At 42.6% G+C, this 12,662-nt stretch carries 15 protein-coding genes and 1 pseudogene; 4 read left to right on the forward strand and 12 right to left on the reverse strand.

Translation table 11 applies throughout. The annotated features are described in order from the left end of the window. Nucleotides 1-75: 75 nt before the first annotated feature. Genes CE058_RS17780 through CE058_RS17820 form a run of 9 tightly spaced genes read right to left on the reverse strand, consistent with a single transcriptional unit; the run spans nt 76 to nt 7,372 of the window. Nucleotides 76-726 carry a sensor histidine kinase gene (locus CE058_RS17780; protein ID WP_163144455.1) on the reverse strand — a complete coding sequence of 217 codons (651 nt, stop codon included), beginning with the start codon at nt 724-726 and terminating at the stop codon, nt 76-78. 39 nt (nt 727-765) lie between these two features. Beyond that, nucleotides 766-2,271, reverse strand: coding sequence for a nitrate/nitrite transporter (locus CE058_RS17785; RefSeq protein ID WP_163144457.1), 1,506 nt, complete (start codon nt 2,269-2,271; stop codon nt 766-768). A gap of 5 nt (nt 2,272-2,276) precedes the next feature. After that, the gene (locus tag CE058_RS17790; RefSeq protein ID WP_163144459.1) at nt 2,277-2,552 is read right to left on the reverse strand and encodes a hypothetical protein; all 276 of its coding nucleotides are present in this window, start codon (nt 2,550-2,552) and stop codon (nt 2,277-2,279) included. Next, nucleotides 2,539-2,850 carry a hypothetical protein gene (locus tag CE058_RS17795; protein ID WP_163144461.1) on the reverse strand — a complete coding sequence of 104 codons (312 nt, stop codon included), beginning with the start codon at nt 2,848-2,850 and terminating at the stop codon, nt 2,539-2,541. Before CE058_RS17795 ends, CE058_RS17790 begins: the two co-directional genes overlap by 14 nt. Nucleotides 2,851-2,855: 5 nt before the next feature. Then, a complete protein-coding gene (locus CE058_RS17800; RefSeq protein ID WP_048012057.1) occupies nt 2,856-3,047 on the reverse strand; it encodes a hypothetical protein in 192 nt (63 codons plus the stop codon). Beyond that, the gene (locus tag CE058_RS17805; RefSeq protein ID WP_163144463.1) at nt 3,037-3,561 is read right to left on the reverse strand and encodes a Rieske (2Fe-2S) protein; all 525 of its coding nucleotides are present in this window, start codon (nt 3,559-3,561) and stop codon (nt 3,037-3,039) included. Before CE058_RS17805 ends, CE058_RS17800 begins: the two co-directional genes overlap by 11 nt. 12 nt (nt 3,562-3,573) lie before the next feature. Then, a complete protein-coding gene (locus tag CE058_RS17810) occupies nt 3,574-4,134 on the reverse strand; it encodes a 4Fe-4S dicluster domain-containing protein (RefSeq protein ID WP_048012011.1) in 561 nt (186 codons plus the stop codon). Continuing rightward, nucleotides 4,135-6,303, reverse strand: a complete 2,169-nt coding sequence (locus CE058_RS17815; RefSeq protein ID WP_163144464.1) for a molybdopterin oxidoreductase family protein — start codon at nt 6,301-6,303, stop codon at nt 4,135-4,137. Beyond that, a complete protein-coding gene (locus CE058_RS17820) occupies nt 6,290-7,372 on the reverse strand; it encodes a hypothetical protein (RefSeq protein WP_163144466.1) in 1,083 nt (360 codons plus the stop codon). Before CE058_RS17820 ends, CE058_RS17815 begins: the two co-directional genes overlap by 14 nt. A 262-nt stretch (nt 7,373-7,634) precedes the next feature. Here CE058_RS17820 and CE058_RS25355 point away from each other — a divergent pair. Next, a pseudogene (locus tag CE058_RS25355) lies at nt 7,635-7,850 on the forward strand (hypothetical protein); the annotation flags it as partial. Nucleotides 7,851-7,875: 25 nt separating this feature from the next. Here the strand turns inward: CE058_RS25355 and CE058_RS17830 are convergent. Beyond that, nucleotides 7,876-8,190: a hydrolase gene (locus tag CE058_RS17830; RefSeq protein ID WP_163144469.1), complete on the reverse strand. Its 315-nt coding sequence runs from the start codon at nt 8,188-8,190 to the stop codon at nt 7,876-7,878. 156 nt (nt 8,191-8,346) lie between these two features. Between CE058_RS17830 and CE058_RS17835 the strand changes: the two genes are divergently transcribed. After that, the gene (locus CE058_RS17835) at nt 8,347-8,859 is read left to right on the forward strand and encodes a DUF3231 family protein (RefSeq protein WP_163144470.1); all 513 of its coding nucleotides are present in this window, start codon (nt 8,347-8,349) and stop codon (nt 8,857-8,859) included. A 174-nt stretch (nt 8,860-9,033) separates the two neighbouring features. Here the strand turns inward: CE058_RS17835 and CE058_RS17840 are convergent, their stop codons facing one another. After that, complete coding sequence (locus CE058_RS17840; RefSeq protein ID WP_048012064.1) at nt 9,034-9,315, reverse strand: hypothetical protein; 282 nt, start codon at nt 9,313-9,315, stop codon at nt 9,034-9,036. Between the two features lie 225 nt (nt 9,316-9,540). On the opposite strand from CE058_RS17840, the gene CE058_RS17845 reads away from it, so the two are divergent. Continuing rightward, nucleotides 9,541-9,720 carry a hypothetical protein gene (locus CE058_RS17845; protein WP_163144472.1) on the forward strand — a complete coding sequence of 60 codons (180 nt, stop codon included), beginning with the start codon at nt 9,541-9,543 and terminating at the stop codon, nt 9,718-9,720. Nucleotides 9,721-9,759: 39 nt separating this feature from the next. On the opposite strand, the gene CE058_RS17850 is transcribed toward CE058_RS17845, so the two are convergent. Continuing rightward, nucleotides 9,760-11,883, reverse strand: coding sequence for a peptidoglycan D,D-transpeptidase FtsI family protein (locus tag CE058_RS17850; RefSeq protein ID WP_163144474.1), 2,124 nt, complete (start codon nt 11,881-11,883; stop codon nt 9,760-9,762). 184 nt (nt 11,884-12,067) lie between these two features. Here CE058_RS17850 and CE058_RS17855 point away from each other — a divergent pair, with 184 nt between their 5' ends. Next, entirely contained in the window at nt 12,068-12,532 is a 465-nt protein-coding gene (locus CE058_RS17855; protein ID WP_163144476.1) for a DinB family protein, read from the forward strand. Nucleotides 12,533-12,662 lie beyond the last annotated feature (130 nt).

Below are 12,662 nucleotides of genomic sequence, written 5' to 3' on the forward strand. Positions count from 1 at the left end.
CCGTTAGACTGCGATAAAAATCTATAATAGGCAACAAGGGAGCCGCTATATGCAGATCCCTTGTTAAGTATAATCTTAGTATAACGGAAGGGTGATATCTATTGAAGTCCCTTCACCGATTTTTGAGCTGATGACGCATCTGCCGTTGATTAACAGCATTCTCTCCATCATGGCAGCAATACCGGCTGAATTTTTCATCGCGGCATCTACGTCAAAGCCCTTCCCCTTATCTTGAATAGTGATTGAAAGCTTTCCCGGTTCCCACCGAAGAATAATGCCTGCACTCATTGTGTCAGCATACCTTGCTATGTTAGCCAGGGCTTCCTGGCAAACACGGAACAGAGTAATCCTTTCCCGTTCCCTGATCTGCACCTCCTTTCCCTCATTTTGAAGATCAACGATGATTCCATATGTGGAAGTATATAATTTCAGATAACTTTTCAGAGCAGGCAAGAGACCGAGGGTTCCTAAAGCAGGGGGATGCAATTCCACAGCCAGAAGCCTGATTTCCTGAATTGTTTTTTCCATCATTTGTGCCATATCCCCAATATAGTCTTTCATCTCCGGCTGATCGACAGCTGTCTGAATGAACTGCATGCCTGTATACAAGCTGTAAAGCGTTTGCCCTACCCCTTCATGAAGCTCCAGGGCGATGCGCTTGATCTCATCTTCCTGAGATTGAATAATATATGAGCTGATATTTTTCTTTGCTGGCTGGGTTTCCATTTCATCCCTCCTCCTTTTAAATATATTATTTTGCTTTTATTAAGCTTTTTTTACCCGATGGCTGGAAATATCGCTGAACATGCCTGCATATTGGACTACATCACCGGCATCATTTTTAATTGCACTAATGGTAAGCCACTGGAGGTATTCTTCCCCATCCTTGCGGGAATTCCATATTTCCCCTTGCCAGAACCCATTGTTTTCTATTGAAGTCCACAAGTCCTGGTAGAAGCCTTTAGACTGCTTTCCTGATTTAAGGATACTCGGATTTTTTCCGACTACTTCCTCTTGTTTATAACCGGTAATTTCTGTGAAAGCAGGGTTTACAGAAATAATTTTTCCGTTCTTATCTGTAACCAGAATACCTTCAATTGTATGATCAATAACCTGGCTCGCAATTTCCATCCTTCCCTGGTAATACATCCAAACAACCAGAATCAGGCTGGCAAGCGCGACCTGAGACAATGCCATAAAACCAATTGCATAATGCCCTGTAATGTTAAATAGGAGAGTCAAAAGCAGCGGAGGGAAAAATCCGCCCAGACCGCCCATCGCAGACACAATTCCATTTACGATACCGGCCTGCTTCTGGAAGTACATTGGCACAAGCTTAAATATGACCCCGTTTCCAATTCCTGCTGATAGAGCAATGCTTAAGCATCCGAATGTATACCATGTGATTGAAGGAGATAGTGATAGTATCACCGCAGAAATGGTGTAGACTCCAAAAACAAACATCAGCAAAATTAAAGAGTGAAAACGGTCAGCCAGCCAGCCGCCTATTGGTCTCATGGCAGTTGCAAGAACAATGAAGCCTGCTGTTCTTAATCCTGCATCAACTTTATCAAGTTCAAAGTGAGCTACAAGGAAGTTTGGCAAATAAATAGTAAACGCCACAAATGATCCAAAGGTAATAAAATAGAATAAGCTCAATAGCCATAGTTTTTCATTTTTATAGACTCCTTTTATTTGCTCAAGAAGCGGAGTCTGTACCTTAACTTCTTTTTTATCACCCAGTAAGAAGTTAGCCGCAATGAAAATCACCAGCAGAACAAGGTAAATCTGTACAGTTAGAGACCATCCAAATTTCGTGGCAACAACTGGTGCTGCAAAGGCAGTAATGGCTGTTCCAAGATTTCCTGCCCCGTAAATGCCATTTACAAACCCATGGCGCTCCTTTGGGTAATACTTCGGGAGGGATGTAACCCCAACAGAGAATACCGCTCCTCCAAGGCCGAGGAATAAGCCCCCGATAAGCAAATCAGTAATCGAATCTGCTATGCTGATATAATAGACTGGAAATAATAGAAGAATAAAACTCAGCATAAAGATTACTCTTGCGCCAAACTGATTAGCATAATACCCCAAAGGGATCCTGAGCAGAGATCCGAGGATGACCGGAACAGCTGTAACAAGGGCAAGCTTATCGGATGGAATATTGATATCTTCCTTTATAAACGGCATAAGGGAGGATATCAGCACCCAAACCATAAACCCGGCCACTAAGTTCAACGTCTGCAATGGAAGCTGTATTTTTTTTATCACTTTGTTCACGCTCTCTTCTTAATTACATATTTTAATCCGGCTTCCTGATCAATTGCCGCCCACTGGGTCTCAGATGCTTCTACAGAAGAGGTCAGCGGGACCGCAAAAAAGTTCATTTTATCAAAATAAATCCGCAAGTGTGTTCCATCAGGACAAAGTCCGGTTTTTTCAATTATCTTAGGAACAAATGGTGCTTTGTCACTTCCATCTTCATCTAAGATTGCCACCTGAACCTTCTCCCGTACAAATCCGTCCAGATCCTCTTTTTTAATGAGTTCCACAGCTTCCGCACCCTCTTTTGGCAGGATAAACATACATCTGGTATCCCTGCAGATATTTCCAGAAAGATACTCCTGCATTTTCTTCTATAAATTCAATGGTTTCCTCTTCCGATTGCCATTTGCTCATGCCTTTTACCTCTGCTACAACAATGTCCATGCCTTCATGTGACTTTTCATCCAAGTACCAGTTCAGGCGGACTCCCTTAAAGAGATCGGAGAGAATCTGGTCTACTTCCGGAGCAAAATCCCCGGATCGTTCTCTGACAAAACAAAAATCAAGATATGTTTCACTGTTCATATGAATCACGCCCTCATGTTAATCGTCTTTTTATAAGCGAATACAGCCAGGGGAAAAAGAACAATATTCAGCCCGCCGAAAATCAGTACATTTTCATAGTTTTCGTAATAATATTGGTGGACCATATATTGAGTAAAGACAATATTCATCATTAATATCGCTGCCAAAATAATGACTCCAAGGTATCTACGATTCATAACGCTTCACCCTCACCGCATAAATTGCGCCATTCTCCACCTTAACCTGTATTTCCGGAAGCGGCCTCCTTGGCGGTCCCGCAGTCGGCGCACCAGTTTCCACATCGAACTTGCCGTGGTGGCAAGGGCAAATCATTTCACCCTGCTCCTTCACCCAAAATACCGGGCAGCGCAGATGTGTACACGCGTTCTGATAGGCAACATATTTGTTCTCTGATAAGCGGATTAATATTGCATCATCATGATCTCCGGGAAACTTGAACTCCACAGCATCGCCGATTGGCAGCTTGCTTACTTCGGTTATTTTCTTATGAGGATATTCCTTTTCGCCAAGCCCCATCAATTCTTTGGCAGCTACCGCACCCCAGGGAAGGGAGGAAACCGCAAATACACCGGCCGCACCAACCAAAGTTTTCATGAATCCCCGTCTATCCAGTTTTCTTTCGTTATTCCGTTCGATATTGTGCGTATAGTTATCTTCATTAAAGGGAATCTTGTTATTCTTATCAGACATCCCTAACCCCTCCTAAAACAGCTTTGTAATCCCCTGCAGGATTCCCGGCAGATTTACTTTTACGTTTGTTTCACCTTCAAGATATGGCATGCTTGTAACCCATTTGCCGTTATCAAGGTTAAATTGCTTCTTCTTGTTTTCTATTTCTTCATCTGTCAGCCATTGAAGTGTATTGGATGGACACACACTCGCACACATAGGAGGAATTCCATCTTTTGTACGATCAATGCATAGATCGCATTTATACATTAAGTTCTCCTCGTGATCAAACTTTGGTATGCCATATGGGCAGGCAATTGTACAGTTTTGGCAGCCAATACACTTTTCGACAAGTGCAGACAGCACAGCGCCTGTCTCATGAATCTGAATGGCCTGGGCAGGACAGCTTCGCGCACATGCCGGGTTTTCACAGTGAAGGCACATGAGAGGCATCGTCTGCCGGTTCACAAGAGGATTTACATCATACACATAGTTTCTGTTGCGCTCCTCGTGCCCCCCGCATTGTGTACATGCTGCCAGACAAGAACGGCATCCTATACAGTTTTCAAGTTCCAAATACAGCCTCTTTTTCATTTATTGCACCTTCTTTAATTCGACTTTTTCCAGCTGTGCAGCACATGCCTTGAATTCAGGCATACGGGAGATTGGATCTAACGCTGCAATCGTTAATAGATTAATAGAGTCTTCATGTCCAAAATGGTATGGAACAAAGACTGTATCCTTGCGGATGGCTTCCGTAATTTTGACTTTATAGATAGCCTCGCCTCTTCTTGTAAACAGACGGACTCTTTCTTCATGTTCCATATTATATGTTGATGCTGTTTCCGGATGGATTTCCACATATGGTTCAGGACACATATCGTGAAGGAAAGGAATTCTCCTAGTCTGATTTCCTGATAGATAATGGTAAACCACACGGCCAGTTGTTAAACGGAGCGGATATTTTTCACACGGTTCTTCCGCTGGCGGACGGTATGGCAGGGCGCATATCTTCGCTTTGCCATCTGGATGGTAAAACTTTTTATCAAGGAACATATGTGGTGTACCTTCATCTTTTTCATCTTTGCAAGGCCAGAAAACTCCATCCTGCTTATCGATCTTATCCCATGTGGCACCATAATAATCAGCATAGCCGCCCTTAGTTGCCAGCCTGAACTCATCTGCAACATCTCTGGCTGTTTTCAGGTGAGAAAAATATTTTCCTCTGCCTAACCGCTCAGCCAGCTCCACTTGAATCTGCCAGTCCGGCTTTGATTCACCAACAGGCTCCTGTGCTTTGTTGATTTTTATAATACGTCCTTCAATATTTGTTACTGTCCCTTCATCCTCTGACCAGGTAACGGCCGGCAGGATCACATCTGCAAACTCTGCCGATTCAGAAAGATAGAAATCGGAGCAGACCATGAAATCCAAGGCTTTAAATGCTTTCCTCACAAAATTTTGATTTGGTGCTGATACAGCCGGATTCGAACATAGAAGGTATAAACCGCGAATCGTCTTTTGCTCCATCAGTTCAATCATTTCATAAGCAGATACACCAGGCTGCGGCATTTCTTCAGGTGTTATTCCCCAAACGCTGCATACCTCTTCAACATGTTTTGGATTTGTAATTTTCCGGTAGCCTGGAAGCAAATCTGACTTTTGCCCGTGCTCTCTCCCGCCCTGTCCATTGCCCTGTCCTGTGAATGTAGCTACTCCGGCTTTAGGGCGGCCGATTTTTCCTGTTACAAGAGCCATGTTTGTGTAGGCGGAAACATTATCAACACCCTTATGCTGCTGTTCCACACCTCTTGCAAACATAACAACCGCATTTGGAGCTTTTCCGTATATTTCAGCAGCGCGAATAATTTTTTCAGGCGCCACACCAGTCAGCATGCTTGTATATTCAGGTGTAAAATCCTTTACAAGATCCTTTGTTTCTTCAAATCCGTTTGTATGTTTGTTAATAAATTCTTCATCTATATAGCCCATTTCAATCAATTGATTTACAATCCCGTTTGCCAGTGCAAGGTCTGTTCCAGGCTGCAGATCAAGATGAAGATCAGCCCTTCTTGCAATTGGCGTTTCACGGGGATCCACCACAATGATATAACCGCCTCTCTCCTGAACGTTCCAAATACGGAACATGGAGGTTGGATGGCATTCAGCTGTATTGCTTCCAGCGATAAACAGGCAATCCGTTTCATGAATATCTGTCCAAGGCAATGTTGAGCCTCTATCTACCCCGAAAGAACGAAGGAATCCGCCGGCTGCGCTGGACATACAGAAACGGCCGTTATAGTCTATATAGCGCGTTCCCAGAGCAACCCGGGCAAACTTGCCTGTCAGATAACATTTTTCATTTGTCATGGAAACTCCGCTGAAGACGGAGAGTGAATCTTTTCCGTATTCTGTCTGAAGCTCTTTGAATTTCTTTGCGATCAAATCATATGCCTCGTCCCAGCTTGCTTCCCGGAACCCTTCTGCCGTTCCTTTCAAAGAAGCATCATCCCGGATCAGCGGCTTCAGCAGGCGGTCTTTGTGGTTAGTCTGCTGGTAGGCGGTAACCCCTTTCGGACACATTTTCCCGACAGTAACCGGCCAGTCATAACGGGGTTCAACCCCTATTATTTTGTTTGTCTGTGTATTAACCCTCAAATTCATTCCGCATTGCATACCGCAATAGCTGCAGTGTGTTTTTATTAATTTTTCATTCGGATGGTTTAGATTCTCAATTTCTTTAAAAAACTTATCCCTTTGCATTCTGGTTTGCCTCCTTGACCTTCACTTCATGAGTAGGGAATCCGGAAAATTGTGCAATCCGGTACTTTCTTCGGCAAGGGAGGCACATTTCTGCAAGATGATGACCTTCCTTTGCTTTAAATTCAATAGCGTTCACGCCGAGTACATCGACGACATCTTTTGATTGTTCAACTGAAACGAACTGATCTCCGCAGACCGTGCATTCTTTCATGCCCTGTTCGGCATAATGTTCACGGTAGTTTCTTGCCAGAACACTCATTGGCCGGAAAGGAATATGTGCAAGCTTTCCAAATGGCAGGTAAATCAGTGTAATGATAACTGACCATTGATGGATCAGTGACATTGCCGGCTGTCCCGCCCCGTGTAAAAAGATATTCATAAAGGTTAAAGCCAGCCCTGTGATGCTTACTAGCAGCAGCATATATAAAGGCATGAAATCATACAGGAATTTCTGCTCCGCTCTTGCCTGCATATTTTTCAGGCGGCGGTAAAGCGCCATGCAAACACCGGCGATTACCATTACTGCTGTAATATTCAGTGCGTTGTACGAAAGGTTGGCGATAATGCCATCCGCCGGGACAGTCATTACCTTCATGCCCATTGCAATTATGTTGTAATGGCCATTGTCATCCATCGTAAAATACATCCAGCCGAATACGAGAGGGAATGTAACGAAGCAGGATAAGATACAGCCCCAGCCGATCAGCACGTGCTGAGTCCATCGGTAAATTCCCCTATTCCAGATAAAATTGTATGTTGCCAGATGCTCAACAGATGTCTTTGGCGTTGACTTTCTAACTAACAGTTTCAATCCTTTTTTCAGGATAAGCTTTGTTGGCGGCCTTTCGCCCCAGGCGATGAATCTATAGAAAAACCCTCCAATAAACACGATCGTTCCGACCATATATCCGTACAGGTTCAAGTCAACATGTGTAAACATTCTTGTGCCAATAAAAGATAAAATAGCTAATGCTGTTACAGATAAAAACATTGACTTGGCAAAATGTGATGCAAACGCATTGTTTAATGTGTTCCCTGATTTTTGATTGACTGCAGCTTTTGCCTGCATAATAACTCCTCCTCATTCACAAACAATTACCTTAACCTTATTGTATAAGCGGGAGGAGTTTTTCCATATCGGGGAACTTCCCCATTCGGAGGGGGAAATTCCCCTATCTTAAAAAATTCGGGAAATGACAGATACTTAAAGTGAAAAGCTGCTGACAAAAAAAAGACCATTCACGGTCTTTTTGAACGGCAGTAAACCTGTCTGCCGGGGATGGAATTATCTAGGAATTAATGATACAATCCTAACAAAAGGAGCTGTTAATATGGCAAAATCATCTGCTAAGAAGGTAAGGGAAAAAGCAGTGCGTGAGGGAAAAAGAAACCCTGAATGCAATCGGAGCCCATTTGTGTTTAGCGACATGCGAACAAGGAAAACAAAAACTAAAAAAGAACAACTATACAGGAACAAATATAAAAACCGTCATTCTGATGAAAGCAGAATAGACGGTTCTTTTTATGGATTTTTATTTAAAAACAGCTTAAAGTCCAGCTGCATATTTTCGATTACAGTATTCCCATTCCTTCTATATGTTTCCGGGCTTCGTCATCACCCAGATCATAAATCATTTTATATATGCCTTCCATGGATGCATCGTACTCATCATTTTTCGATTCTTTGTGGTACTCCAGGAACGGCACATGGGCTCGGGCAAATGTTTTAAGATCTGCATCATAATTCTCGTTAATGTATTCATTTAACTGAGCCAATTCTTCGTCAGTCGCAAATATTTTAAACTGCCATTCGGCAGCTTCTACCGGTTCGGTGTAAATCTGAGCATTTTCAATATCTATATAATAGGTTTTTTTTGTTTGGTCCATAGTTTTCATCTCCTCTGCTTTTATACGATATTTACCACAAATAGACGAAGTTTAACCATTTAATATTCATTACATATTCATACTCCTGATGGGCATGATATACCTGTGCATTTTAAGGAAGGTGGCACACTAATGAATTTTATCAGGAGGTATACTATGGGTATATTAAGCGGAAATCCAAAGGACGAGCCTATGCATTATGGTGAAGTTTTTAGCACATGGTCTTACTTGCTCGCAGGAAAAGGAATGGCCTCTGCATACCAGACAATGGTAAGCCACTCTGGAGATGAGGACTTAAAGAAGATGCTTGAAGAAGCAATTCGCCTCTCCAAGCAGGAAGAAGAACAAATCGAGGCGATGTTAAAGGAAAACGGAATTGGCCTTCCTCCTGCACCGCCGGACAGACCTGATGCATGTGTGAATGATATTCCTCCAGGTGCCAGGTTCATGGATCCTGAGGTAGCTGCAAAATTAGCAGGAGACCTGGCAGCAGGATTGGTTGGCTGCAGTACGATCATGGGACAGTGTGTACGTGAAGATATTGCAGGCATGTTTGGCCAATTTCATACTCAGAAAGCCGCTTTAGGCTTAAAAGTTCTTCGCATGAACAAAGAAAAAGGATGGCTGATTCCTCCGCCGCTTCATCTTCACAAATCAGATAATTGCTAAAGGGCTGCATTTAAAACATCGCTGTATAGAAAAGAGAGCAGAGTACATTGTCTGCTCTCTTATTTTTTGTAGGATATGTAAGCAGTTTTCTGCTTTTACGATCCCAAACCTCATTAAAGATTCTCCTCCAAATAATACAATAGCCTTAGACCGCAATGGACTAAGGCTCATGACTTACTCAGAATATTTGCTTTCACTGGAATCAGGGGAGACCATGCCTCCCGCACCGCTGGAATTAATATCAGGTTCTGCTCCTTCAGGCTGGGATGGGAGCACTTTGTTTTTCTTTTGGTTAGGAAGGCCGGAATTCTCCTTTAGATATTGATCATTTTCCATAATCGTTACCACTTTAAATCCTGTTCCTTCGAGATGGCTCTTCAATTGATCAAATGCTTTTGTCTGGTTATTAGTTAATTCCTGATCATCATATTGAAGCTCTACATTGATTGTTTTCATGTCAGGACCTCCTTTTTACCTTATTTTCCCGAATGGCCTTTCATTAAACTACACAGTACCTTAAAGAAGCAGAAGTTTATTTTGGTATTAATAGGTTATTTAAGAAAACAACCAGGACATGGTTACGCCATGAGAATGAATGGATTATTTTTCCATTAGCATCATTATCTGTACATTCCTGAATATAAATAAATTGTATGCGATCAGAAGAAAGGAGCAGAAGCAATGTGGTTTTGGTTTCTGGTAATCTTCATCCCTATTATTATCCTCGCTATTCTGGAAGAAGCGATTCAATTCATGGTTAATCGCAAGGTTTTTGGAAAAAATGACAAACCGATTTTGATTAAAGATAAATTCAAACACTTAAAAAATAAACTCAGGTATAAAAAAAGCCATTCCCAATAAGGAAAGGCTTTTTGTCCAGGCGACTTTGGCCAAAAAATATTAAGTTTCTTCTGTTTCTGAATCTTCTTCGGCAGGCTTCTCTTGTTCTGCACCTGCCCCCTTCTTCTTCAGCTCGAAATAGGCATCTAATACTTTTCTGCCAATTTCATAATTTGCTGTATGCCCGCTTCTTCCCTGGTATGCCCATGGAACAATGACTGACATGGCGATTTCAGGATTATTATGCGGCGCATAGGCAACAAGGCTCAAGTTCATAACATCTATTAATTTATCACCCTTTTTTTTGAGCGGGCCGTCATAAAATGCTTCCGCTGTACCAGTTTTTCCTGCAGGGGAATATGGTGCGTCTGCGAACCTTCTATATGCAGTGCCTTCAGGATGCTGCATCACCTGTCTTAGTCCCTCTTTAACAGTGCTTAGCTCTCTTTCGCTTACATCTATCGTATTTAAGACTGTCGGCTGGATATCCTTCCAGATTGGGCCAAGTTCCTCCTGCTCCGTTGCCGGCTCACGGATTTCTTTTAAAAGCCTCGGCTGAATGCGATATCCTCCATTGGCTATCGTTGATATATACTGGGCCATTTGCATTGGAGTATAGGTATCATACTGTCCGATTGCAAGGTCTAACAGGAATCCCGGCAATCTGAGAGGACCTTCATAGCCTATTGCCTCATTCGGCAAATCAATGCCAGTTCTGACACCAAGGCCAAATTGGCCAAAAGATTCTCTCATATCTTCAAATGCATTAGGATTTTTAAATCCAAGAGGCTGATCATAAGCATAACGTGCATCCGCAATTTCAATGGCTGTTTTGAACATATATACGTTTGAGGAGATACGCAGTGCCCTTGTTTCGTTCATGATTGCCTGAAAGTTAAACCATGATTTTTTCACCTGCGGGGTTCCTGCAATTTTCATCGGTGCATCCAAAAAGGTCGTTCCGGGTGTAATTGCACCCGTTTTATAGCCAGTTAGAACAGTTGCCCCTTTTACAGAGGATCCCACATTGTAAGAAGATGAAATGGTACCCAACGCATAATCCTGCAGAACGGTTTTGCCATTATCATCTTTGCCAATCATCTTTCCTGCCATTGTCAGGACTTCACCTGTATGCGGATCCATTAGGACGACAAACGCACGATCCATTAAATAAGTTCCCCGGGTCTGCTTGGCAGCCCAAATTTCCTCTTCCAAAACTTTTTCCACAGCCTTCTGAAGATCCATATCAATTGTCAGGACAAGATCTTTACCTCTTTGGCCTTCAGAAACTAATTCACTCCCGAGAATTTCCCCTTTTTTCGTAATAAGCTTTTCCTTTGATTTTTGGCCATGCAGAACATCTTCATATTGCATTTCCAGATAGCTCTTTCCTACACGTTCATTTCTGCTGTAATCTCTGGACAGGAAATAATCCAGCCTTTCCTGCGGCAGTCCTTCACCGGAATCCGTAACCTTCCCAAGCACTGTCTGCAGCGTACTGTCAAAAGCATAAGTCCGGTCCCAGTCAGTGGTTGTATTGACACCTGGAAGATATTGAAGATTCTCGCTGACCGCCGCATATTCTTTTTGTGATACCTCTTCATTCTTAACAATTTGCGGTGTCATCGCATAGCCGCTCGTAAATTCACGGAAAATGGCCAGCACTTCCAGGTCCTGCTTGCTCAGCTGCTTCAGGTCTTCTTCTGTGATTCTTTTTAGCTGCAGCTTATAGATTTGCTTATCATCCAGTTTTTTTTCTTTAAAAAGCTTCCATTCCTTATCAGTTATTTTTTCCCCGGCAGCTTCCGGGTTTTGCAAGATCCAATGATCCTTCTTATCCCGTTCGGTCACTTTATCGGTCTTTTTATCAATCAAAACAGCCAGCCGCTCTGCCACTTGAAGCATTTCGTCCTGTTTGGCATTCCGGTTGGTATATGTAATCGCACTCTTCGGGATATTATCCACGATAACCTGATGGTTCCGGTCAAGCATCCTTCCCCTTGGAACCGGGTTCGATACGGTGACATCTTCCGTCCTGTCGACTTCTTTTTTGTATGTCTCGCCATTTACAATCTGAACTACACCAAGCCTTAAGATTAATAATGAAAATAACACAAAAACAGAAAAAAACAATAAATTGACCCTAAAAGGCACATGGCTTTTCTTTTTCTTCTTTTTCCCCATATTTGAATCTCCCCCCTGTGAACAAAACGTCTGTAATCTAGAGATTCTTCCAAATCTTCCCCTGTTAAATAATTCCACGAATTTCGTAAAATTCCTGCCAGCTATAAACTTTTTGTAATATAAAGGGATTTACACAAGTTTAGTTGAAATTTAATTTTGATTATCTTTTTAGGAGGGAATTAATTTGGAAAGAGCACAAAAATACTTAACCTATTTTTTATCACATAGAAGGGTGACTAATGAGCTGATCAGGAAGATTGATGAAGAAAATATTGATTATAAACCAGCTGAAACAAGCATGCCGGCGGGCAAACTGGTTACCCATATGCTTACTTCCTTTTATATGTTTGCCAAAACAGCAAAAGACGGCAGCCCGGCAGTGTTTGGCGAAAAGTTCGATGAAGTTGCCCCCAGCCTGACTGAGGCTGCTGAAAATTTCACAGAGAAAACAATTGAAGTGATTTCATCCTTAACCATTGAGGAATTGGAAAGAAAAATTGATATGACCGGAATTTTTGGAATGGAACTTACCGGCAGCCAGTTGCTGCAGATTGCAATGGATCACGAAATTCACCATAAAGGGAACCTGTTTGTTTATGTACGGGAAATGGGCCATACGGATCTTCCGATGTTTGTGAGCAGAGGGTAAGGAGACGGACGCATCTCGCGTCCGTTTTATCGCAGTCTAACGGGCAGTAAGACCCCCACTTTAAGACTCAGAGGAATCAAAGGTGGATAAGCGGGGGTCAAACTGCCCCTAAAGGCCCGATTGGTGAGAT

The sequence above is a fragment of the Bacillus sp. 22-7 genome (assembly GCF_010628845.1).
Taxonomy (GTDB): Bacteria; Bacillota; Bacilli; order Bacillales; family Cytobacillaceae; genus Cytobacillus; species Cytobacillus firmus_B.

What these genes read in the sequence shown, in the direction of transcription:
- CE058_RS17845 (WP_163144472.1), top strand. Translation starts at nt 9,541, where the DNA reads ATGTGGTTTTGGTTTCTGGTAATCTTCATCCCTATTATTATCCTCGCT.
- CE058_RS17840 (WP_048012064.1), bottom strand. Translation starts at nt 9,315, where the DNA reads ATGAAAACAATCAATGTAGAGCTTCAATATGATGATCAGGAATTAACT.
- CE058_RS17810 (WP_048012011.1), bottom strand. Translation starts at nt 4,134, where the DNA reads ATGAAAAAGAGGCTGTATTTGGAACTTGAAAACTGTATAGGATGCCGT.
- CE058_RS17780 (WP_163144455.1), bottom strand. Translation starts at nt 726, where the DNA reads ATGGAAACCCAGCCAGCAAAGAAAAATATCAGCTCATATATTATTCAA.
- CE058_RS17850 (WP_163144474.1), bottom strand. Translation starts at nt 11,883, where the DNA reads ATGGGGAAAAAGAAGAAAAAGAAAAGCCATGTGCCTTTTAGGGTCAAT.
- CE058_RS17815 (WP_163144464.1), bottom strand. Translation starts at nt 6,303, where the DNA reads ATGCAAAGGGATAAGTTTTTTAAAGAAATTGAGAATCTAAACCATCCG.
- CE058_RS17805 (WP_163144463.1), bottom strand. Translation starts at nt 3,561, where the DNA reads ATGTCTGATAAGAATAACAAGATTCCCTTTAATGAAGATAACTATACG.
- CE058_RS17800 (WP_048012057.1), bottom strand. Translation starts at nt 3,047, where the DNA reads ATGAATCGTAGATACCTTGGAGTCATTATTTTGGCAGCGATATTAATG.
- CE058_RS17835 (WP_163144470.1), top strand. Translation starts at nt 8,347, where the DNA reads ATGGGTATATTAAGCGGAAATCCAAAGGACGAGCCTATGCATTATGGT.
- CE058_RS17795 (WP_163144461.1), bottom strand. Translation starts at nt 2,850, where the DNA reads ATGAACAGTGAAACATATCTTGATTTTTGTTTTGTCAGAGAACGATCC.
- CE058_RS17830 (WP_163144469.1), bottom strand. Translation starts at nt 8,190, where the DNA reads ATGGACCAAACAAAAAAAACCTATTATATAGATATTGAAAATGCTCAG.
- CE058_RS17820 (WP_163144466.1), bottom strand. Translation starts at nt 7,372, where the DNA reads ATGCAGGCAAAAGCTGCAGTCAATCAAAAATCAGGGAACACATTAAAC.